Here is a 19,826-nt window from a genome sequence, read left to right as displayed (position 1 = left end):
TCGTCACCAAGGAAGGACGTTACCCGCCGTCGAGGCCGCGATCAACGGTTTTCCGCCCGGACCGCCTGGAGATGGGCGGCGGCGGCCTGCTCCAGGTGGACGAGGTCGGAGGCGACCGTGGCGAACGTGAACCCCTCGGCCAGGCGGCGCGCGGCCTGCTCGCCGGTCGGGTTGTGGATGCCGGCCGCGATGCCCGCCCGCCCAGCGGCCGTGCGGACCCGCTCCAGCGCCGCCTCGAACACGTCCGCCACCCCGGGATCGTTCGGGAACCTGCCGCCCACGGCCAGGCACAGATCGGAGGGGCCGACGTACACGCCGTCCAGGCCGGGGACGGCGCAGATGGCGTCGAGGTTCGCCAGCCCGTCCGGCGTCTCGATCATGGCCAGGACCAGCACGCTCTCGTCCGCCTCCGCCGGGGTGGGGCCGATGCGCAGCATGGACCGCATCGGCCCGTACGAGCGGCGCCCCCCGGCCGGGTAACGGGCGGCCGACACCGCGCGGGCCGCGTCCTCCGGGGTGTCGATCAGCGGCACGATCACGCCGCCCGCGCCGAAGTCGAGCGCCCTGCCGATGGCCGCCGGCTCGGCCGACTCGACCCTGACCAGCCCGATCGACCGGCCGCCCGCGTCGATGGCCATGAGGTTGCTCAGCAGGCCGGCGTTGCCGATCAGGCCGTGCTGGGCGTCCAGCGCGACGTAGTCGTACCCGAGCCTGGCCAGCCGTTCGGTGGCTACGGGGGCGTCGAGCACCACCCAGTAGCCGACGCACTGCTCGCGGTTGCGGATCCTGGCGGCGAACTCGGCTGCGGTCATGGCTCAGGTCTCCTCGGTCGTGCTCTCGGGTGTCGGTCAGCGGCTGTAGGCGGGCATGGGGCCGCGCAGCGCGTCGCCCACGGCGTCGCAGGCGGCGGACACGTCGGCGGGCAGCGGGCCCGCCGCCAGGGCGGACAGGTTCGCGCGCAGGTGACCGGGGTCGGAGGCGCCGAGCAGCACCGCGTTCACCATCGGCTTGCCGAGCAGCCAGCGCAGCGACAGCTCCGCCGGCGGAACCCCGGCCTCCAGCGCGATCGCGCCGAGCGCCTCGACCGCCTTGAACAGCTCGGCGTCCCAGTACCGCTGCCGGTACATCGCCGCCAGCCGCGAGTCGCCGAACCGGCCCGCCCCCGGAGCCTGGTCGAAGCGGTGCCGGCCGGTCAGCAGGCCGCCGCCGAGCGGGTTGTAGACCATCGTCCGCAGACCCGAGGTGACGGCGAACTCGGCGTACTCGTCCTCGACGCGCCGCGCCAGCAGGTTGTAGAGCTGCTGGGCGACCACCGGGCGCGGGTTGAGCAGCGCGATCTGCCAGGCGGCGTAGTTGGACACGCCCAGACTGCCGATCTTGCCCTCCGCCATCAGGTCGGCGACGGTGGCCAGCGTGGACCCCAGGGGCGTGGCCCGGTCGGGCTGGTGCAGATAGAACAGGTCCACGTGATCCGTGCCGAGCCGCCGCAGGCTGCCCTCCAGCGACAGCCGCAGGCCGGTGGGGGAGAGGGGCGCGTGCCCAGCGGCGTCCGGGTGCGGGATGCCCGCCTTGGTCGCCAGCTTGACGCGGCTCCTGCGTCCGCGCAGCAGGGTGCCGAGGATCTCCTCGGACGCGCCGGCCGCGTAGCCGTTGGCGGTGTCCACGCCGGTGACGCCCGCGTCGAGCGCCAGGTCCAGCATCCGGCCTGCTGTGTCCGCGTTCACGGTGTCGCCGAAGGTCATGGTTCCGAGCACGGGCTCGACGGTCATCGCAGGGCTCCTCTCGGGGTGCTGGGCGGCGCGGGTGGTCTGTGGTCAACTGTGGCAGAACGTGCGTGTTTCGTGCAATGCTTGGTGCGCGTCTTGCGCAATTCTGGTGGTGGGGTGGAGGTGTGAGCGGTGCGGGCTCCTTCCGTGTTCGGCCTGGCCGATGATCTGTCGGGGGCGGCGGAGACGGCGGCCGTGCTCATGTCGTCCGGGCGTCCTGCGCGGATCGCGCTCTCCGGGCCGCCGTACGCGTCATCGGCGCCCGTGGTGGTGGCCGATCTGGACTGCCGGTATCGGGCGGGGGCGGGGGAGGTGGTGCGGGAGGCGTTGCGGCACGTGGGGGAGCGCCGGGTCTTCGTGAAGATCGACTCCCTGCTCCGGGGTGAGGTGAGCGCCATGACGGCGGCAACCTTGAGTGCGGCGGCCCTGGGCACGGCGACCTTGGATGCGGCGGCTCAGGGTGCGGCGACGTCGGACGCGGCGGTCCTGGGTGTGGTGACCTTGGACGCGGCTGCCCCGGGTGTAGTGGCCTCGGACGCGGCTGCCCCGGGTGTGGTGACCCCGGACGCGGCGGTCCGGCGTCCGGCTGACCCTGCGCTGGTCGTGTTCGCGCCCGCGCTGCCCTCCGCCGGGCGCGTGACCGTCGGTGGCGTTCCGTACATCGGCGGGCTGGCGCTGCGCGAAACGCGCGCCTGGCAGGTCGAGGCCCGCCCCGCACCGGCCTCCATCGGCGACGCGCTGGGCGGCGTGCCGGTCGCGCTCGTGCCGCTCGCCACCGTCCGCGCCGACCGCGCCACGCTGGTGCGGGCGTTGTCGCGGACGGCGGGACGGGTCGCCGTGTGCGACGCGGAAACGGACGCCGACCTGGACGCGATCGTGGCCGCCGCCCACACAGCCGACCCGCGCGCCCGCCTCATCGGTGCGGGCGGCCTGGCCACCGCCCTCGGCCGGGCCCTGGCCTTCGACGGCGACCGCACCTCGGCCTTGGTCGGCGACCGCATCCAGGCCACCGCCTCCGGCCGCGTCGTGGACAGCGACCGCATCCAGGCCACTGTCTCCGGCCGCATCGTGGACGGCCGCTTCCCGATCACCCCACGCCAGTCCAGCCAAGACCGTCCCCTCCTGATCGTCGTCGGCACCGCCGAGCCAGGGGCCGCCGACCAGGCGCGCCGCCTCCTCCCGTACGGCGCCCGCCCTCTCACCCTCGACGCCACCACAGACCTGGCCCCCACCCGCCGTGCGCACCTCGCGCACCACCTGCGCGCAGCCCTGAGCCCGTCCACCGCGTTGGTCGTGCTGACGCTCACCGGCCAGGGTCCGCCGGACGCCGCCGCAGCCCTGGCCGAGATCGTCGCCACCGCGCTGACCGGCGACCGCGCCCCCGACCTGGTCCTGACCGGTGGTGAAACGGCCAGACGGGTCCTGGACGCGCTCAAGGTGCGCGAGCTCACCCCCGTCGGGCAGATCCACCACGGCGCCGTCCACTGCCACACCCCGGAGGGCCGTTCGGTGGTCACCAGGCCGGGCAGTTTCGGCGACCGCGACAGCCTCCTCCGCATCGCCGCCCATCTCGCACCAGAAAGGCTGACATGAGCACACCTCTCATCGCCCTCACCATGGGGGACGGCTCCGGCGTAGGCCCCGAGGTCATCGTCGGTGCCCTGCTCGCCCCCGAGACCGCCGCGTTCTGCCGCCCGGTCGTCATCGGGGACGCGGGACGCCTGCGCAAGGCCGCCGCCTGCCTCGGCGTGCGGCCGGAGGTCGTCACGGTGGACGGCGTGGCCGGGGCGGTGTTCGAGCCGGGCCGGATCAACGTCATCGACCCCGGCCTGCTGCCCGGCGACCTGCCGTGGGGTGAGGTGTCGGCGGTGGCGGGGGGCGCGGCCTACGAGTACGTCCGGCTGGCCGGCGAGCTGGCGATGTCCGGCCAGGTGCGGGCCATCTGCACGGCGCCGCTGAACAAGGAGGCCCTGCACGCCGCCGGCCATCTCTTCCCGGGCCACACCGAGCTGCTCGCGCACCTGACCGGCACGGAGGAGGTGTCGATGATGCTCTCCACCGCCAAGGTGAAGGTCATTCACGTCACCACCCACATCGGTCTCATCGACGCGGTGGCCCGCATCGAGCCCGGCCTGGTGGAGCGGACGATCAGGCGCGGGCACGCCGCCATGCGCGGCTCCGGCCTCGACCGTCCCAAGATCGGCGTGTGCGGCATCAACCCGCACGCGGGTGAGAACGGCCTGTTCGGGTACGGAGAGGAGGCGGAGAAGATCGTCCCGGCGGTCGAGCGGCTGTGCGCCGAGGGCATGGACGTGCACGGTCCGCTCCCCGCCGACACGGCGTTCTTCCTGGCCGGACGGGGCGACTACGACCTCATCGTGGCCATGTACCACGACCAGGGGCACGGCCCCGTCAAGATCCTCGGTCTGGAGGCGGGCGTCAACATCACCGTCGGGCTGCCCGTCATCAGGACGTCGGTCGACCACGGCACCGCGTTCGACATCGCGGGAAAGGGCGTGGCCGACGCCGGTAGCATGATCGAGGCCCTCCGCCAGGCGGCCGAGCTGTCGTCCGCGCAGGACGTGTGAGGGACAGGGCGTGTGAGGGAGAGGGGGCCGCCGATGGGCCGCGCAGCACAGAACCGCCGCGACGAGATCGTCCGCCTGGCCACCACCACCGGGCTGGCCAGTGTCGAGGAGCTGTCGGCCCAGCTCGGGGTGACCGCCTCCACCATCCGCCGCGACCTGGCCCACCTGAAGGCGGCCGGGCTGCTGGCCCGCACGTACGGCGGCGCGATGGCGGTCGTCACCCACCCGGAGGCGTCGCTGCGGCAGCGCATCGGGGAGGCGTTCGAGGCCAAGCGGGCCATCGCCGCCTGGGCCGCCGCGCAGATCCGTCCCGGCGAGACGATCCTGCTCGACGCGGGCTCGACCACCGGCGCCCTGGCCCACGAGCTGCGGCACGCGGCTGACCTCACCATCGCCACCACCGGCCTCAACGCCCTCCAGGAGCTGGTGGGCGCCACGGGCGTGCACGTGGAGTGTCTCGGCGGCACGCTCAGGCAGGTCAGCCAGGGCTTCGTCGGGCCGCTCGCGGAGGCGGCGCTGAGCCGGATGACGTTCGACCGGGTCTTCCTGGGCGCCGACGGGGTGACGGCCGACGACGGCATCTGCGAGGCCAGCCTCCAGCAGACGCGCATGAAGGAGCTGATGATGGCCCGCTCCCGGCACGTCTACCTGCTGGTGCACGCCGCCAAGCTGGGGCGCAGGCCGTTCCACGCCTGGGCGCGCATGCCCGAGACCTGGACGCTCGTCACCGACGCGACCGCCACCGCCGAGGCCGTGGAGCCCTTCAAGGCGCAAGGCGTGCACGTCGTGGTTGTGCCCGCAGAGGGGCCCCCAGGCGGGCCCTCAGCCGTGCCCCCGGCCGGTTGACGCAGAGGCGTGCCGTCTTGACACCGCGTCAGGGCCAAGCCCTATGTTGTTCATATGAATACCTCTTCAGATAACAAGGTCTTGGCGATGGACAGTTGTTCCACCCGCGTGGTCGACGCCGACAGAGTGGCCGCCGTGCACGAGCGCATGCCGCCCGCCGAGGACCTGGCCGACACCGCCGACATCTTCGGCCTGCTGTCCGACACGAACCGGCTGCGGTTGCTGGTGGCGCTGCTGGACGGCGAGCTGTGCGTGTGCGACCTGGCGGCGGTGACGGGGCAGAGCGAGTCGGCGGTCTCCCACGCCCTGCGGTTGCTGCGCGCCCACCGCATCGTGGCCGCCCGCCGCTCCGGGCGGATGGCGTACTACCGGCTTGAGGACCCGCACGTACGCATGCTGCTCGACCTGGCGCTCGCCCACACCGAGCACACCGAGGCCCTGCACCCCGAGCGCGAGGGGGACGCCTGATGGGGACCGGGCACGGGCACGGTCATGGGCACGGTCACGCGGGCGGCCGTCACCGGTGGCGGCTGGCGGTCTCGTTCGTCCTGATCGGTGCGTTCTTCGTGGTGGAGCTGGTCTTCGGGCTGCTGTCCGGCTCGCTGTCGTTGCTGTCGGACGCCGGGCACATGGCCGCCGACGTCGTGACGCTCGGCGCGGCGCTGGTCGCCACCAGGATCGCCACCCGCCCCGACACCACGGGCAGGCGCAGTTACGGCTCGTACCGGGCCGAGGTGTTCGCGTCGCTGCTGGCCGTCGTGCTCATGCTCGGGGTCGCGTTGTACGTGGTGCTGGAGGCGATCGGCCGGATCGGCGGGCCCGCCGAGGTGTCGTCCGGGCCGATGCTGGTCGTCGGCGCGCTCGGCCTGCTGGTCAACCTGGTCGCGCTGCTGATGCTGCGTTCGGGGGCGGGCGAGAGCCTGAACGTCAGGGGCGCGTACCTGGAGGTGGTGGCCGACACCGCCGGGTCGGTCGGTGTCATCGTGGCCGGTTGGCTCATCGCGGTCACCGGGCAGGCATTGTGGGACACGGTCATCGCGCTGGCCATCGGCGTCTTCGTCGCCGTGCGGGCGGTCTCGCTCGGGCGGCAGGTCTTCGCGGTGCTGGGGCAGCACGTGCCTGAAGGGATCGACGCGGCTGCCGTGGCCAAGGATCTGGCGGCCATCGAGGGGGTGCGGGACGTGCACGACCTGCATCTGTGGACGTTGACGTCCGGCATGAACGTCGCCACCGCGCATCTCGTCACCGGCGAGCAGGGTGACAGCCATGCCGTGCTGGACCAGGCCCGCGACGTGCTGCGGCGGCGGCACGGCGTCGCGCACGCCACCCTCCAGGTCGAGCCGGCCGACCATCGGGGCTGCGACGAACTGGATTGGTGAGGCGGTGGGCGCTTCCCCGGGGAGGGTAGATAGGGGGAGGGGAGCGACACCGGACAAATGCTGAAATATGGGGATTCGGGGGGAAGTGTCGCATGCTGCCTGAAGTGCACGGCTGGTTGCGGCGCCGTACTTCGTCCGCCGGGGACTGGCCACTGCGGGACCTGCTGGCCGCCAAGGGAGAGACCACCGTCAGCGTGGTGCTCCCGGCTCGCGACGAGCGGGAGACCGTCGGGGAGATCGTCAAGGTGATCCGGCGGGAGCTGGGCGGGCTCGTGGACGAGCTCGTCGTCATCGACTCACGTTCCACCGACGACACCGCGCTGGTGGCGGCCCGGGCGGGGGCCAGGGTGCACGCCCAGGACGAGATCCTGCCGCAGTTCAAGCCGCTCGACGGCAAGGGGGAGGCGCTGTGGAAGTCGCTGGCCGTCACGTCGGGGGACGTGCTGGTGTTCGTGGACGCCGATATCCGGAAATTTCGTGCTTCGTTGGTGCTTGGCGTGCTCGGGCCGCTGCTGGGCGACCCGACCGTGGCGTACACGAAGGGGTGCTATGACCGTCCGCTCAACGGGGCGGGCAACGGCGGCGGGCGCGTCACGGAGCTGGTCGCCCGGCCACTGATCAACCTGCACTGGCCCGAGCTGGCGGGTTTCGTGCAACCGCTGGCGGGGGAGTACGCGGGGCGGCGCTCAGCCCTGGAACGGGTGCCCTTCGTGACCGGATACGGGGTAGAGCTGGGGCTCTTGATCGATCTGCTGGAGCTGGCGGGCCTGGACGCGTTCGCGCAGGTGGACCTGGGCTCGCGCGAGCACGCCCCGCAGTCCACGGAGGCGCTGGGAGGGATGGCGGGGCAGATCATGCTCGCCGCCTGGTCGCGGCTGGAGCGGCAGGGGAAGATCCGGGCGTTCGAGGAGCCGTCGGTGCGGCTGGCCCAGTTCCGCAGGGGGCAGGACGGGCACGACGTGCTGATCAGGGACGTCGGGATCGGCGAACGCCCGCCGATGCTCACCATCGACGCCTGACCGGCCGGGAACCGGCCAAGGCGTCACTTCAGGGCGGCGGCGACGAAGGCGGCGATCTGGTCGCGGATGGCGTCGTGATCGTCGGCCGCGTCACGCAGGATGATCCGCCCGAGCTGCGGCATCATCGCCGGGAACAGCGCCAGCCCCGTCAGCATGAACAACAGCCGGGCGGTCGCGCTGGACGGCTCCGTCTCACCCAGCCCCTCGGCCAGCGACGCCTTCTTGCGACCGCACCGCTCCACCCGCGTCTCCTGGCCTTCCAGCAGCTCCGGCCCCCGGTAGTTGAGCGCCTCCCACATCAGCAGCCGGACGGTGTCGGGATGCGAGCGGTAGTAGTCGGTCAACTGGGCCACGTACTCGACGGGATCGGCTCCGGGCAGGGCGATCTGGGTGGTCAGGTCGTCGAGCGCCTCCGTGATGACCGCGTCGAACAGCTTCTCCTTGCTGCCGAAGTGCCCGTAGATGCGCTCCTTGTTGACGCCGGCGCGCTCGGCGATGCGATCCACGCGCGCGCCCGCCACCCCGTACGCGGCGAACTCCTCCCGCGCGGCCTCCAGCAGGGCGGCGCGGGTGGCGGCGGTCGAGACCTTGGGTGCCATGACGACATCTTAGCCACCAACCGGTTGGTTGCAAACCAACTGAACAGTTGACATCCAACCGGTTGGTTGGCTAGCGTCCGGCCTCATGACACTCACGCTTTCCCGCACCCCACGGCTACGGCCGCCGACCCCCGCCACCGCCCCCTTCGCCAGCACGATGACGGCCTTCACTCTCACCGCCGTCCTGGTCAGCGGCCAGTTGTACGTGGTGATCCCCCTTTTGCACGACATGGCCACCGGCTGGGGAACCTCGCCCGGCGGGCTGACGTGGCTGGTGACCGCGTTCGGCATCGGCTACGGCATCGGATTCCTGGTGTTCGGGCCGCTTTCCGACCGCTATGGGCGGCGCAGATTGTTGACGATCGGGCTCCCGCTCGCCGCGCTGACGACGGCGCTGGTCGCCTTGAGCCCGTCGCCCGAGGTGGCGATGGGGCTGCGGGCGGTGCAGGGGATCGCGGTGGCGATGTTCCCGCCCGCCGGGATGGCGTACCTCGGAGAGCGGCTGGAGCCGCGCCGCCGGGTGGTCGCCATCGCGGCGGTGACCGGGGCGTTCCTCGCCTCCGCCGTGGTGCTGCAGGTCGCCGCCCAGCTCCTGGTGGACGTGATCGGCTGGCGCGGGCTGTTCGGCCTCTCGGCGGCCGGGTTCGTCCTCGCCGCGCTGGGCGTGCGCGCGGTCATGCTGCCCGACCTGCCCAGGGCGGAGGCCGACCCCGAGCGTGCGCCGCGCCGGGCGCTCGGATCCCTGCTCTCCGCCTACCGGCCGCTGCCCGGCCTCCTCGTCCACCGCGTGCTGACCCTGCGGTACCTGGCCACGATCATGCTCATGGCCGGCTTCGTCGCCGTCTACACCGGCCTGCAGATCTACGGCGTCAGCTCCCCGTCCGAGCTCCTCGCCCTGCGCGCCGCCGGCCTCCCGTCGATCGTGCTGATGCCGCTGCTCATGCCCTGGCTGGCCAGGATCCGCAGGACCACCAGGGCGATCGTGTTCATGGGGGCCGCCGCGCTCACGCTCGCCGTCATCGGCTTCACCGGCACCGCCGTCCTGGTGCTCCTGCTCGCCCTGTACGTCGCCGCCATCACCGGCGGCCTGCCCAGCATGAACGAGTCGATCTCCGCCGAGGCGGGCCAGGCACGCGGCACGGCGCTGGCGCTGTTCTCCGCCGCGCTCGCGGTCGGCGGCAGCGCCGGCCCGCAGGTGGCCGCCGCGTTCGGCGGTTTCACCCCGCTCATGTACGGCCTCGCGACCGGCATGGCGCTGTCCGCCCTCTTCGTCCTGGTCTCCACCTGGACGGGGCGAAAGGCCGTCCAGGAATGAGAGGCGAGGCGTTCCGGTGGCGCGCTACCGGCCGGTAAGGTGTTACCACCGGTAACCTAAGGGGGGCACATGGCGGGGTTCTGCCCGGAGCCGAGCGACGACGTCGTGCAGGTGCGTGACTGGGTGCACGCGTTCGCCCGCGACGTGATCCGCCCCGCGGGCGCCGAATGGGACGAACGCGAAGAGACCCCCTGGCCGGTCATCCAGGAGGCGGCCAAGATCGGGCTGTACTCGCTCGACTTCTTCGCCACGCAGTGGTTCGAGGAGAGCGGGCTGGCGCTGCCGGCGGCGTTCGAGGAGATCTTCTGGGGCGACGCCGGCATCGGCCTGTCGATCACCGGCACCGGCCTGGCCGCCGCGGCGCTGGCCGCCAACGGCACCCCCGAGCAGATGGGGGAGTGGCTGCCGCAGATGTTCGGCACGGAGAACGACGTCAAGCTGGGCGCGTTCTGCGCGTCCGAGCCCGACGCCGGCTCCGACGTCGGCGCCATCCGCACCCGCGCCGTCCGCGACGGCGGCGACTGGGTGCTCAACGGCGTCAAGACCTGGGCCACCAACGGCGGCATCGCGAACGTCCACGTGGTCGTCGCGGCGGTGGACCCGGCGCTGGGCACCCGGGGGCAGGCGTCGTTCGTCATCCCGCCGGGCACCCCCGGGCTGTCGATGGGGCAGAAGTTCCGCAAGCACGGCATCCGCGCCTCCCACACGGCCGAGGTCGTCCTGGAGGACGTGCGGGTGCCCGGCTCGTGCCTGCTCGGCGGTCCGGAGAAGCTGGAGGCCAGGCTGGCGCGCGTACGGAAGGGGGAGCGGGCGGGCGAGCAGGCGGCGATGCGCACGTTCGAGACCACCCGCCCGTCGGTGGCCGCGATGGCGGTGGGCATCGCCCGCGCCGGCTTCGAGTACGCCAGGGACTACGCGCGCGAGCGCGAGCAGTTCGGCCGCAGGATCGGCGAGAACCAGGCCATCGCGTTCCTGCTCGCCGAGATGGCCACGCGGGTGGACGTGGCCCGGCTGCTCACCTGGCGGGCCGCCTGGATGGCCCGCAACGGCAGGCAGTTCGAGCAGGCCGAGGGGTCGATGTCGAAGCTGGTGGCGGGGGAGACGGCGGTGTGGGTGACCGAGCAGGCGATCCAGATCCTGGGCGGGGCCGGGTACACCAGGGAGCATCCGGTGGAGCGCTTCCACCGGGATGCCAAGATTTATACGATCTTCGAGGGGACGAGCGAGATCCAGCGGCTGATCATCGGCCGGGCGGTCACGGGGCTGCCGGTCCGCTGAGGACGCTGAGGGTCAGGTCGTGCAGTACACCCGGACCCAGGCCGGATGCGGGGCGAAGCCGTCGTTGTTCTCCCACGTGGCGCCGCCGCCGATGCTCCCGGGGACGTTGTTCAGCTTGGTCAGCGTCACGTTGGAGTCGTGGCCCTCGTGCGTCTGCACGAGCTTGGGATGGCTCACCGGGCAGATCACGAACGACGAGAAGGTGCCCAGGATCGGCACGGTCACGTTCTTGGTGAAGTGAACCGAGGGCGGCTGCGGCGGCTTGACGTTGGAGCAGGTCACGTGGAGCTTGATGGAGACGTCGGCCGGCGGCTTGGTGTTCAGCGGCTCCGAGTTGGTGAAGCTCACCGACACCGACCGGTTGGCCTCGTTGGCCGTCGCGTCGATGAGGTGCGTGTGCGACTCGTCCCCGTCGGAGTTGATCTCCGTGCTGGCGCCGAAACTGACGATGTAGGGCAGCGTGGACGGGCACTTGAGCGTCACGGTCTTGTGGTTCAGCGCGCCGATGCTGCCGCTGGAGGTCTGGAAGTCCTGGGTGATGGGCTCCGCCGAGGCCCACGCGGCGCCGGGGACGCTGATGAAACCCGTGGTGGCGAGCGTGATCGCGGCGAGGAGCTGAGCCGGTCTGGTGGTGCGCATGTCTCTCCTTGGTCGTGGCCGATGAGAGAAAGCTAGGCAGTCCTTCTGGGAACCGGCTTGGACGCGGCTTGTGAAGATTGTTGACGGTTGTCGCCGAAATTGTTAACAATCTCTGGGGTAGTACGGCAACACATGGGAGACAGGCATGCCCGATCATCCCAAACCCTCCGCACGAGCCCGTGACCTGGTCGCGGGCGCCTACGACTGCCACATCCACGTGGCACCCGACGTGATGCGCAGGCGGATCGACGACCTGACGCTCGCGGCCCGCTTCGCCGAGGTCGGGCTCGCCGGCTTCGTCCTCAAGTCCCACTACGTCCCCACAGCGGAGCGCGCCGCGGTGGTCCGCGCGGCGGTCCCCGGCTTCGGCGCGGTCGGCGCCATCACCCTCAACGCCTCCGTCGGCGGCATGAACCCGATCGCCGTCGAGATCGCCGCCCGCGGCGGCGCGCAGGTCGTCTGGCTGCCCACCGTGGACAGCGCGAACCAGCGGGCCTGCACCGCCGCCGACCCCCAAGGGGCCACCCCGCCCATGTGGGCCCGCCTCCAGGACGAGCTGCGCGAAGCGGGCATGGCCGCCGACCCGGTGGAGGTCGTCGCGCCAGGCGGCGGCGTGCTCGAACGCACCCGGCAGGTGCTGCGGCTGATCGCCGAGCACGACCTGACGCTCGCCACCGGCCACCTCAGCGCCGGCGAGATCGACACCGTCGTGGACGCGGCCGTGGCGGCGGGCGTGCGGCGCATCGTGATCACCCATCCCGAGTTCACCTCCCAGCGCGTCGCCGTGGACCGGCAGCGGGCGCTGGCCGCCAAGGGCGCCCTGCTGGAGCGCTGTTTCACCACCCCGCACAGCGGCAAGATCTCCTGGCAGACCTGGCTCGCGAACATCGAAGCCGCGGGCCCCGAGCACTCCGTGCTCTCCAGCGACCTCGGCCAGCCGTTCAACCCGCCGGTGGAGGACGGTCTGGCCCTGCTCGCCGACCGGCTGCTGGCCGAAGGCTTCACCGACAAGGACGTGCGCACCATGGCCGTGGACAACTCCCGCCGCCTGGCGGGCGCGGCATGAGCGCCCCCGCCGTCATCGAGGTGAGCGGCCTCACCAAGCAGTTCGTCAAGGACGACCTCGGCATCGTGGCCGTGCGCGACCTCGACCTGGAGATCGCGCAGGGCGGCTTCGTCACCGTGCTGGGCCGCAGCGGCTGCGGCAAGTCGACCGTACTCAACCTGCTCGCCGGCCTGACCACGCCCACCTCCGGCACGATCGCCTACCGGGGCAGGCCGGTCGCCGGGCCGCGTACCGAGGTCGGCTACCTCACCCAGTCCGACACGCTCATGCCGTGGCGCAGCGTGCACAGGAACGTCGAGCTGCCCCTGGAGATCGGCGGCGTGCCCGCCCAGCGGCGCAGGGAACGCGCGGCCGAGCTGATCGAGAAGGTCGGGCTGCAGGGGTTCGAGCGGCACTACCCGCGCGAGCTGTCCGGCGGCATGCGCCGCCGGGTCAGCCTGGCCAGGATGCTGGCGGGCGATCCGGAGACGCTGCTCATGGACGAGCCGTTCGGCGCCCTCGACGCCCAGCTCCGCGCCGAGCTGCAGGCGGAGCTGCTGCGGCTGTGGGGGGAGAGCGGGCAGACGGTGGTGTTCGTGACGCACGACATCGAGGAGGCGCTGCTGCTCGGCGACCGCGTCGTGGTGCTCGGCCGGGTCGGCCGCGTCGTGCTCGACCGGCCGATCGGCCTGCCCAGGCCAAGGGACGCCGACGAGCTGCGGGTGGACCCGGAGTTCGTGGCCCTGCACCGCGAGCTGAGCCAGGCGCTGCGGGAGGGAGCCCGATGACCGCCACCATCCAGACGGTCAGGCTCGACAGGAGCTGGTGGAACAGGCACGGCGGCACCGCCACGGTGTGGTCGATCCGGGCCCTGCTGGTCGTGGCGCTGCTGGTGGTGTGGGAGCTGACCGCCGAGCGGTGGTTCGACCTCACCTTCACCAGCCGCCCGAGCGACATCTGGACCCGCCTGGTCCAGTGGAACCAGGACGGCACGCTCTGGTCCAACACCTGGATCACCGTGCAGGAGGTGGTGTACGGGTTCCTCGTCGGCGCGGTCGCCGGCGCGCTGTCCGGCTTCCTGGTGGCCTCCGTACGGGCGCTCTACCGGGTGCTCGACCCGTTCGTGATGGCCCTGTACGCGATCCCGAAGGTGGCGCTGGCGCCGCTGTTCATCGTCTGGTTCGGCATCGGCATGCACATGAAGGTGCTGCTGGCCGCCGCCACCGTGTTCTTCCTGGTCTTCCTCAACACGGCCGCGGGCGTGCGCGAGGTGGACAGGGGCCTCATCGACGCCGTCCGCCTGATGGGCGGCGGCCGGCGCACCATCATGGTCAAGGTGGTCGTCCCGTCGTCCATGACGGGGCTGCTCACCGGGCTCAAGGTGGCCATCCCGTACGCGCTGATCGGCGCCGTGATCGGCGAGCTGGTGGCCTCCAACCGGGGGCTCGGCTACCTGATCAACGACGCCGCCGCCCAGTTCGACACCGCCGGCGTGTTCGCCACGCTCGTCGTGCTCAGCGTGATCGCCGCCCTGCTCAACCTGCTCGTCGGCCTGCTGGACCGCAGGGCCGGCCGGTGGAAGCCGATGGAGGCCAGGCAGTGAGGCGGACCGCCGCGATCCTGGCCGCCCTGGCGCTGGCGCTGACCGGCTGCGCGCAACGCACCTCGACCACGCCGCCCGGCGTGCTGAACGTCGGCCAGATCAGCAACTCCATCGCCTTCTTCCCGCTGTTCGTGGCCGAGCAGAACGGCTACTTCACCCAGGAGGGGGTCAAGCTGGGCGAGCGGCCCCGGCTGGGCACCGGCGCGAAGGTGGCGGCGGCCCTCAAGTCGGGCAGCATCGACCTGGGCGCAGGGGTGATGACGGACGCGCTCAACCTGGCCAGGATCGACGACAAGGGCAGGCTGGTCGCCAACCTGGTGGACCGCTACTACGTGGACGTGGTGGTCGGCACCTCGTTCGCCGGGGCGTCCCCGTCCGACCCGCTCGACGCGCGCATCCGCGCCCTGCGCGGCAAGAAGATCGGCATCACCGGGCCGGGCAGCGGCACCGAGGCGCTGGTCACCTACCTGTTCGCGAGGACCGGCCTGAACCCCGCCACCGACTGCGAGCTGGTCAACCTCGGCAGCACCGCCGCCTCGGCGCTGGGCGCGCTGAAGGCCGGCCGGGTGGACGCGCTCGCCTTCTTCCAGCCCATCGCGCAGCAGGCCGCCGCGGCCGGCATCGGCACCCGCTACATCTCGCCCGCCGCCGGCGACGTGCCGGGGCTGGAACGGACCGCGCACGGCGTCGTGTTCACCACCCAGCGGATCATCGACAAGAAACCCCGCGAGGTCGCCGCCTTCCAGCGCGCCCTCGGCCGGGCCCAGCGGCACATCCACCAGGCCCCGCCGGAGGAGATCGTCAAGCTGCTGACGGCCTATCTCAAGGGCATCGACCCCAGGGCGCTGGCCGAGCTGCCCGAGCTGATGCGCACGGAGATCCCGGAGGGCATCGGCTTCTCGCGGGCGTCGTTCGACACGGCCATCGCCTTCCACCGGGTCACCGGGCTGGTCAGGCACCTGCCCGCGTACGAGAGGATCGTGCACTTCGCGTTGCGGGCGGACACCTGAACGCTGAACGGCGGTCCTGACATGCGTGGCTAGTCCTTCACCGCGCCGGCGGTGACGCCGGCGGCGACGTAGCGCTGGGCGATGACGAGCAGGACGGTCGCCGGGACGGAGGCCACCACGGCGGTGGCCATGATGGCGTTCCACTCCTGGTTGTTGTTGCCGATGTAGTGGTAGATGCCGAGCGTGATCGGCTGGTGGTCGCCGCCCTGGTCGAGCGTGGAGGCGAAGATGAAGTCCGACCACGCCCACAGGAACGCGAACAGCGACACCGTGATGATCGAGTTGCGGGAGACGGGCAGCACGATCGAGACGAACGTGCGCACCACCCCCGCCCCGTCGGTGCGCGCCGCCTGCAGCAGCTCCTCGGGGATGCCCGACATGAAGGCGGTGAAGATCAGCACCGCGAACGGCACGGCCAGCGTGGAGTCGGCCACGATGAGGCCGGGCACGGTGTTGAGCAGGCCGGTGTTGAGGAAGATGGCGTAGAAGCCCATCGCCATGATGATCCCCGGGATCATCTGCGCCACCAGCAGCACGAAGCTCAGCGCCCGGCCGCCGCGCGGACGCAGCCTGGACAGCGAGTACCCGGCGGGCGCGGCCACGGCCAGGGTCAGCGCCACCGTGCCGAGCCCGACGGCCAGGCTGGTGCCCAGGTAGGGGAGCTGCTGGTCCAGGACCGTGCGGTAGCCGTCCAGGGTGCCGTTGACGGGGAACCAGTCGGGGGGCGACTTGCGCAGGTCGGTGTCCCGGGTGAACGACACGTTGATCATCCAGTAGACCGGGAACAACATCACGGCCGTCAGCAGCAGGCCGATCGCGGTCTTGACGCGGCTCATGCCAGGGACCGCCTCCTCACGTACACCAGCCCGAACACCAGCGCCATCACGATGAGCAGGTTGCCGACGGCGGCGCCCGGCCCGAAGGAGGGCACCAGGTTGCCGAAGCCCAGCCGGTAGGACCAGGTGGCGAACGTGGTGGACGCCCCGCTCGGCCCGCCCTTGGTCATGATCCAGATGAGGTCGAACACCTTCAGCGTGTAGACCAGCCCGAGCAGCAGCGTGATCGCCGACACCGGGCGCAGCAGCGGGAACGTCACCTTGCTGAACCGCTGCCAGGCGCCCGCCCCGTCCAGGGCGGCGGCCTCGTGGATGTCCGGGCTGACGGCCTGCAGCCCGCTGTAGAGGACGACCAGGTTGAACGGGATGCCGATCCAGATGTTGGCGATGGTCACCGACCACAGCGCCCAGTCCGGCGAGGTCAGCCAGTTCACCGGCCCGAGGCCGAGCCAGGTCAGCGCCGCGTTGACCACGCCGGAGTCGCTGTTGAGCATCCACGACCAGGTCGAGGCCGACACGATCAGCGGCAGCAGCCACGGCACCAGGAACAACGCCCGCAGCGTGGCCGACAGCCGGAAGTTCTTCGTGAAGAACAGAGCCAGCGCCAGCCCGATGGCGAACTGGAAGACCAGCGAGACCACCGTGAACACCACCGTGTGCCACAGCGCGGGCCAGAACGTCGCGTCGGCGAACACCTCGGCGTAGTTGGCGAACCCGGCGAACGGCGCGTCGCCCTGGACGAACGAGCGCACGGTGTAGCTGCGCAGGCTCAGCTCCACGTTCCTGAACAGCGGGTAGGCGTAGAACAGCAGCAGGTAGAGCACGACGGGGGCGAGGAACGCCCACGCCGCCCACTGCCCCGACCTGCGGCGCGGGGCCCGACGGGCCCTGGCCGCCGGGCGGTCCAGGGCCATCGGGATGCGGGTGCTCATCGGACGGCGCTCGCCGCCGCCTGCTGCGCCGCCGCCATCGCCTCCTGCGGCGGCTTCGACCCGCTCAGCGCCGCCTGCACCGCGCCCCACATCGGCTCGGAGATCTTCGGGTACTTGGTGCCGAGGTTGTCGCTGGTGCGGCCCTTGGCGGCCTTGACCGCCTCCACCCACACCGTCAGCTCCTCGTTCGCGGCGACCTGCTTGGCCTGCACCGCCTCCGTCGCGGCGATGTACGACAGCGTCGTGTCGGTGGTGTAGGCGTTGCCGGCGCTGGTCAGGCAGGCCACCAGCTTCTGCGAGGTGGCGTAGCGGCCCGTGTCGGCCTGCACGGGCACGCTGACGAACTCGCCACCCGTCGGCGCGGGCGCGGTGCCGCCCGCCTTGGCCGGGATGGGGATGATGCCGTACTCGAAACCGGTCTTCTTGGCGTTGGCGAGCTGCCAGGTGCCGTTCTCGCCGAAGGCGAAGTCGCCGGTGGCGAACTCCTGCCAGCTCGTCGTCTGGGTGTTGCCGATGACGGAGTTGGGCGCGTACCCCTTCTTCACCCAGTCGGCCCACAGCGTCACCGCCGCGACGCCCTCGGCGGAGTCCAGCTTGGTCAGGTTCGCGCCCGCGCCCCAGAACCAGGGCAGGAACTGGAAGCTGCCCTCCTCGGTGCCGATCGCCGAGAACGTGATGCCCTTCTTGCCCGACGCCTTCACCTTCTCCAGCGCCGCCGTCAGCGTCGCCCAGTCCTTGACCGACGCCGGGTCCACGCCGGCCTCGTCCAGCACCGCCTTGTTGTAGTAGAGCGCCAGGGTGTTGGCGCCGATCGGGACGCCGTACGTCTTGCCGCCCGTCTGCCCGGCGGCCAGCAGGTTCGGCGCGATCGAGGAGGTGTCCGTCCTGGTCTCCTCTGTCGTGGTCAGCATGCCCGCCTCGGCCAGCGTGGAGACCACCGGGTTGTCCACGATCAGCACGTCGGGTGGGTTGCCCTGCTGGGCGGCCAGCAGCGCCTTGTTCGTCAGGTCCGTGGTGTCGAAGCCGGTGCGCTCCACCTTCACGCCGGCCTCGGTGCCGCAGGTGTCCAGGAGCTTCACCCAGTCCGAGCTTTTGTCGAACTGCGGGTAGGGGTCCCAGATCGTGTACGCGGTGCTCGTCGCGGCCGGTGCGTCAGGTGTGGAGCCGCAGGCCGCCAGGGTGACGGCGGCCAGGGCCAGGCAGGCCGCCCGGGGGACGAAGCTCGCCATGTCGGTTGATTCCTCTCTCAGGTGAGCTGGATGTAGTCCAGCTCGGCGTAACCGGTGCCGCCCGCGAAGTACGGCGAGCCCTTGGCCAGGCGGATCACGTTGTAGCCTGCGCGGAGCGTGACGGCGGTGGCGACCGTGGCGCCGAACTGGCCCCACCCGGCGGTCGGCGGGTAGCTGACCGTGCTCCAGGCGCCGCCGTTGTAGGCCAGCCCCTGCGTGGCGGTGGCGCCGGTGCCGTTGGCGTAGCCGATCGTCATGGTGTACGCGCGGGCGGCCGGCACGTTGACCACGAAGTCGACGTAGCTGTCGGTGCGTGGCGTGCCAGCGTTGTCGATGCGGCCCACGTACCCGCCGCCCGACGCGCTCGCGGCGCTCAGCCGCTCGGCGCGGAACACCGACGCGTTCTCCGCCTCGTAACGCTGCTGGTAGGCGGGCACGCCGGAGGCCGGCTCGACGACGAGCTGGTAGGCGCTGGTGGCCACCATGTCCGGCACGGACACGCTGAGCTGCCCACCGCTGACCGTCCTGGTCGTGGTCGAGACCGTCGCCGGCGTCGTCACGGCGGTGAACCGGCCGCTCGACGGTGTGGACAGCAGCGTGACGCGCACCGAGGAGCCGAGCGCGCCGAGACCGGTCAGATTGACCGTGTTGGTGCCCGCCTCGTTGCCGAACACCACGTTCACGATCCGGCGGGTGCCGTCGTAGGAGGCGAAGCCGTCCAGGCCCGTCTGGGTGCTCGGGGTCGTGGTCAGCATGCCGCCGGCCATGTCGCCGTACCACTTGTACAGCCACCACGTGCCCGTCGGCTGGCTGTTGTTCACGACCAGGCCGTTCATGGTGCCGTACTCGTACCAGAAGGCGCGGTGCGCCGACTCCGCGCCGCCGCGCTCCAGCTTGGCCACGTAGCTGGCGATCCGGCCCGGCACGTCCACCTCGGCCGGGGCGGCGTACTCGTTGATCGACAGGCGGCGCGGGCTGATCCCCAGCGACGCCTCCAGGTTGCGGTAGTCGGCGATGTCCGAGGCGATCCTGGCCGGGTCCTGCAGCTCGTGCCAGCAGATGACGTCCGGCAGCGTGCCGGTGTCCCTGGCGCGGGTCAGGAACGCCTGCATCCAGGAGCGGTTGTAGACCGCCGCGCTCGGGCCGACGATCGGGGTCAGCGGGTCGAGGGCGCGCACGGCCCGGTGCGTACGCACCCAGCCGTCGTTGAAGCCGCCCGCCGCCGCCGTGTTCCAGGTGTAGTCGGGCTCGTTCCAGAGCTCCCAGCCGATCACGTTCGTGACCGTGGTCGCGTTCAGCCTGGCCCTGACCATGGTGTCCACCTTGGCCAGCCAGTCGTCCCAGCTCACCCACCGGTAGGGGAAGTCGGGGTAGATGTCCGGCATCCTGATGAACTGGCCCGCGCCGACGCGGGTGGCCTGCGGGGCGATGAGCAGGGAGTCGCCGCCGGGCGGCTGGCCGTTGGGACGCTGGCCGACGCCAGGAGCGGGCTGCGTCAGCGAGTTGACCTTGATCGGCAGCAGCGTCGAGTCCGCCGGTCTGGAGTTCTCCGCCAGGCCGTACAGGCCGCCCGAGGCGGCGTGCGTGACCGGGCGGAACGGGCGGGCGACGTCCACGGTGAGGGTCGCGCCCGCCGCGTGGGCGGGGGCCGCCGGTGACCCGCAGGCGAGCAGGGCGGCGGTGAGTAAGACGGCGGCGGTTCGCTTCGGCCGGGGGGTGGACACGTTCGTACCTCGCTCGAT

General features: G+C 71.7%; 20 protein-coding genes. 12 read left to right on the top strand and 8 right to left on the bottom strand.

Annotated elements, in window-relative coordinates; translation table 11 throughout:
• Positions 1 to 41 precede the first annotated feature (41 nt).
• Positions 42 to 812 (bottom strand): HpcH/HpaI aldolase family protein, encoded by a 771-nt coding sequence (locus tag ABD331_RS22525; RefSeq protein WP_344477858.1) that lies wholly within the window; start codon positions 810 to 812, stop codon positions 42 to 44.
• 36 nt (positions 813 to 848) lie between these two features.
• The gene (locus tag ABD331_RS22520; protein ID WP_344477856.1) at positions 849 to 1,769 is read right to left on the bottom strand and encodes an aldo/keto reductase; all 921 of its coding nucleotides are present in this window, start codon (positions 1,767 to 1,769) and stop codon (positions 849 to 851) included.
• 129 nt (positions 1,770 to 1,898) lie between these two features.
• On the opposite strand from ABD331_RS22520, the gene ABD331_RS22515 reads away from it, so the two are divergent.
• The 6 genes from ABD331_RS22515 (at position 1,899) to ABD331_RS22490 (ending at position 7,598) form a co-directional block, all read left to right on the top strand.
• Positions 1,899 to 3,359 carry a four-carbon acid sugar kinase family protein gene (locus ABD331_RS22515; RefSeq protein ID WP_344477854.1) on the top strand — a complete coding sequence of 487 codons (1,461 nt, stop codon included), beginning with the start codon at positions 1,899 to 1,901 and terminating at the stop codon, positions 3,357 to 3,359.
• Positions 3,356 to 4,354, top strand: coding sequence for a 4-hydroxythreonine-4-phosphate dehydrogenase PdxA (gene pdxA / locus ABD331_RS22510; RefSeq protein WP_344477852.1), 999 nt, complete (start codon positions 3,356 to 3,358; stop codon positions 4,352 to 4,354). Before ABD331_RS22515 ends, pdxA begins: the two co-directional genes overlap by 4 nt.
• A gap of 33 nt (positions 4,355 to 4,387) precedes the next feature.
• Entirely contained in the window at positions 4,388 to 5,200 is an 813-nt protein-coding gene (locus ABD331_RS22505; protein ID WP_344477850.1) for a DeoR/GlpR family DNA-binding transcription regulator, read from the top strand.
• An 87-nt stretch (positions 5,201 to 5,287) separates the two neighbouring features.
• Positions 5,288 to 5,668: an ArsR/SmtB family transcription factor gene (locus tag ABD331_RS22500; protein ID WP_344477848.1), complete on the top strand. Its 381-nt coding sequence runs from the start codon at positions 5,288 to 5,290 to the stop codon at positions 5,666 to 5,668.
• A complete protein-coding gene (locus ABD331_RS22495; RefSeq protein WP_344477846.1) occupies positions 5,668 to 6,579 on the top strand; it encodes a cation diffusion facilitator family transporter in 912 nt (303 codons plus the stop codon). Before ABD331_RS22500 ends, ABD331_RS22495 begins: the two co-directional genes overlap by 1 nt.
• A 92-nt stretch (positions 6,580 to 6,671) precedes the next feature.
• Positions 6,672 to 7,598 carry a glucosyl-3-phosphoglycerate synthase gene (locus ABD331_RS22490; protein ID WP_344477844.1) on the top strand — a complete coding sequence of 309 codons (927 nt, stop codon included), beginning with the start codon at positions 6,672 to 6,674 and terminating at the stop codon, positions 7,596 to 7,598.
• Positions 7,599 to 7,621: 23 nt separating this feature from the next.
• On the opposite strand, the gene ABD331_RS22485 is transcribed toward ABD331_RS22490, so the two are convergent.
• Positions 7,622 to 8,197 carry a TetR/AcrR family transcriptional regulator gene (locus ABD331_RS22485; protein WP_344477842.1) on the bottom strand — a complete coding sequence of 192 codons (576 nt, stop codon included), beginning with the start codon at positions 8,195 to 8,197 and terminating at the stop codon, positions 7,622 to 7,624.
• Between the two features lie 85 nt (positions 8,198 to 8,282).
• On the opposite strand from ABD331_RS22485, the gene ABD331_RS22480 reads away from it, so the two are divergent.
• Positions 8,283 to 9,512 carry an MFS transporter gene (locus ABD331_RS22480; RefSeq protein ID WP_344477840.1) on the top strand — a complete coding sequence of 410 codons (1,230 nt, stop codon included), beginning with the start codon at positions 8,283 to 8,285 and terminating at the stop codon, positions 9,510 to 9,512.
• A gap of 69 nt (positions 9,513 to 9,581) precedes the next feature.
• Positions 9,582 to 10,790, top strand: a complete 1,209-nt coding sequence (locus ABD331_RS22475) for an acyl-CoA dehydrogenase family protein (protein ID WP_344477838.1) — start codon at positions 9,582 to 9,584, stop codon at positions 10,788 to 10,790.
• A gap of 12 nt (positions 10,791 to 10,802) precedes the next feature.
• Here the strand turns inward: ABD331_RS22475 and ABD331_RS22470 are convergent, their stop codons facing one another.
• Positions 10,803 to 11,429: a hypothetical protein gene (locus ABD331_RS22470; protein WP_344477836.1), complete on the bottom strand. Its 627-nt coding sequence runs from the start codon at positions 11,427 to 11,429 to the stop codon at positions 10,803 to 10,805.
• Positions 11,430 to 11,574: 145 nt separating this feature from the next.
• Between ABD331_RS22470 and ABD331_RS22465 the strand changes: the two genes are divergently transcribed.
• From ABD331_RS22465 to ABD331_RS22450, 4 genes are read left to right on the top strand one after another with little or no spacing between them, the layout of a single operon-like run.
• Positions 11,575 to 12,495: a DUF6282 family protein gene (locus tag ABD331_RS22465; protein ID WP_344477834.1), complete on the top strand. Its 921-nt coding sequence runs from the start codon at positions 11,575 to 11,577 to the stop codon at positions 12,493 to 12,495.
• A complete protein-coding gene (locus ABD331_RS22460; protein ID WP_344477833.1) occupies positions 12,492 to 13,262 on the top strand; it encodes an ABC transporter ATP-binding protein in 771 nt (256 codons plus the stop codon). The genes ABD331_RS22465 and ABD331_RS22460 overlap by 4 nt, the downstream gene beginning before the upstream one ends.
• Entirely contained in the window at positions 13,259 to 14,077 is an 819-nt protein-coding gene (locus tag ABD331_RS22455) for an ABC transporter permease (RefSeq protein ID WP_344477831.1), read from the top strand. Before ABD331_RS22460 ends, ABD331_RS22455 begins: the two co-directional genes overlap by 4 nt.
• Entirely contained in the window at positions 14,074 to 15,087 is a 1,014-nt protein-coding gene (locus ABD331_RS22450; RefSeq protein WP_344477829.1) for an ABC transporter substrate-binding protein, read from the top strand. The genes ABD331_RS22455 and ABD331_RS22450 overlap by 4 nt, the downstream gene beginning before the upstream one ends.
• 29 nt (positions 15,088 to 15,116) lie before the next feature.
• On the opposite strand, the gene ABD331_RS22445 is transcribed toward ABD331_RS22450, so the two are convergent.
• The 4 genes from ABD331_RS22445 to ABD331_RS22430 are packed head-to-tail and all read right to left on the bottom strand — an operon-like array spanning position 15,117 to position 19,808.
• Entirely contained in the window at positions 15,117 to 15,923 is an 807-nt protein-coding gene (locus ABD331_RS22445) for a carbohydrate ABC transporter permease (RefSeq protein ID WP_344477827.1), read from the bottom strand.
• Entirely contained in the window at positions 15,920 to 16,855 is a 936-nt protein-coding gene (locus ABD331_RS22440) for a carbohydrate ABC transporter permease (RefSeq protein ID WP_344477825.1), read from the bottom strand. The genes ABD331_RS22445 and ABD331_RS22440 overlap by 4 nt, the downstream gene beginning before the upstream one ends.
• Positions 16,852 to 18,084, bottom strand: coding sequence for a sugar ABC transporter substrate-binding protein (locus ABD331_RS22435; RefSeq protein WP_344477823.1), 1,233 nt, complete (start codon positions 18,082 to 18,084; stop codon positions 16,852 to 16,854). The genes ABD331_RS22440 and ABD331_RS22435 overlap by 4 nt, the downstream gene beginning before the upstream one ends.
• A 17-nt stretch (positions 18,085 to 18,101) precedes the next feature.
• Positions 18,102 to 19,808 (bottom strand): CBM35 domain-containing protein, encoded by a 1,707-nt coding sequence (locus ABD331_RS22430; protein ID WP_344477821.1) that lies wholly within the window; start codon positions 19,806 to 19,808, stop codon positions 18,102 to 18,104.
• Between the last annotated feature and the right edge of the window lie 18 nt (positions 19,809 to 19,826).

Source organism: Nonomuraea monospora (assembly GCF_039531895.1).
Lineage (GTDB): Bacteria > Actinomycetota > Actinomycetes > Streptosporangiales > Streptosporangiaceae > Nonomuraea > Nonomuraea monospora.
The sequence above is the reverse complement of the archived record's forward strand: the minus strand, read 5'-3'. Positions and strand labels throughout refer to the sequence as shown.

Excerpts from the sequence above, each read along its gene's own strand:
- ABD331_RS22525 (WP_344477858.1), bottom strand. The coding sequence starts at position 812 with ATGACCGCAGCCGAGTTCGCCGCCAGGATCCGCAACCGCGAGCAGTGC.
- ABD331_RS22520 (WP_344477856.1), bottom strand. The coding sequence starts at position 1,769 with ATGACCGTCGAGCCCGTGCTCGGAACCATGACCTTCGGCGACACCGTG.
- pdxA (WP_344477852.1), top strand. The coding sequence starts at position 3,356 with ATGAGCACACCTCTCATCGCCCTCACCATGGGGGACGGCTCCGGCGTA.
- ABD331_RS22505 (WP_344477850.1), top strand. The coding sequence starts at position 4,388 with ATGGGCCGCGCAGCACAGAACCGCCGCGACGAGATCGTCCGCCTGGCC.
- ABD331_RS22500 (WP_344477848.1), top strand. The coding sequence starts at position 5,288 with ATGGACAGTTGTTCCACCCGCGTGGTCGACGCCGACAGAGTGGCCGCC.
- ABD331_RS22495 (WP_344477846.1), top strand. The coding sequence starts at position 5,668 with ATGGGGACCGGGCACGGGCACGGTCATGGGCACGGTCACGCGGGCGGC.
- ABD331_RS22490 (WP_344477844.1), top strand. The coding sequence starts at position 6,672 with ATGCTGCCTGAAGTGCACGGCTGGTTGCGGCGCCGTACTTCGTCCGCC.
- ABD331_RS22485 (WP_344477842.1), bottom strand. The coding sequence starts at position 8,197 with ATGGCACCCAAGGTCTCGACCGCCGCCACCCGCGCCGCCCTGCTGGAG.
- ABD331_RS22480 (WP_344477840.1), top strand. The coding sequence starts at position 8,283 with ATGACACTCACGCTTTCCCGCACCCCACGGCTACGGCCGCCGACCCCC.
- ABD331_RS22475 (WP_344477838.1), top strand. The coding sequence starts at position 9,582 with ATGGCGGGGTTCTGCCCGGAGCCGAGCGACGACGTCGTGCAGGTGCGT.
- ABD331_RS22470 (WP_344477836.1), bottom strand. The coding sequence starts at position 11,429 with ATGCGCACCACCAGACCGGCTCAGCTCCTCGCCGCGATCACGCTCGCC.
- ABD331_RS22465 (WP_344477834.1), top strand. The coding sequence starts at position 11,575 with ATGCCCGATCATCCCAAACCCTCCGCACGAGCCCGTGACCTGGTCGCG.
- ABD331_RS22460 (WP_344477833.1), top strand. The coding sequence starts at position 12,492 with ATGAGCGCCCCCGCCGTCATCGAGGTGAGCGGCCTCACCAAGCAGTTC.
- ABD331_RS22455 (WP_344477831.1), top strand. The coding sequence starts at position 13,259 with ATGACCGCCACCATCCAGACGGTCAGGCTCGACAGGAGCTGGTGGAAC.
- ABD331_RS22445 (WP_344477827.1), bottom strand. The coding sequence starts at position 15,923 with ATGAGCCGCGTCAAGACCGCGATCGGCCTGCTGCTGACGGCCGTGATG.
- ABD331_RS22440 (WP_344477825.1), bottom strand. The coding sequence starts at position 16,855 with ATGAGCACCCGCATCCCGATGGCCCTGGACCGCCCGGCGGCCAGGGCC.
- ABD331_RS22435 (WP_344477823.1), bottom strand. The coding sequence starts at position 18,084 with ATGGCGAGCTTCGTCCCCCGGGCGGCCTGCCTGGCCCTGGCCGCCGTC.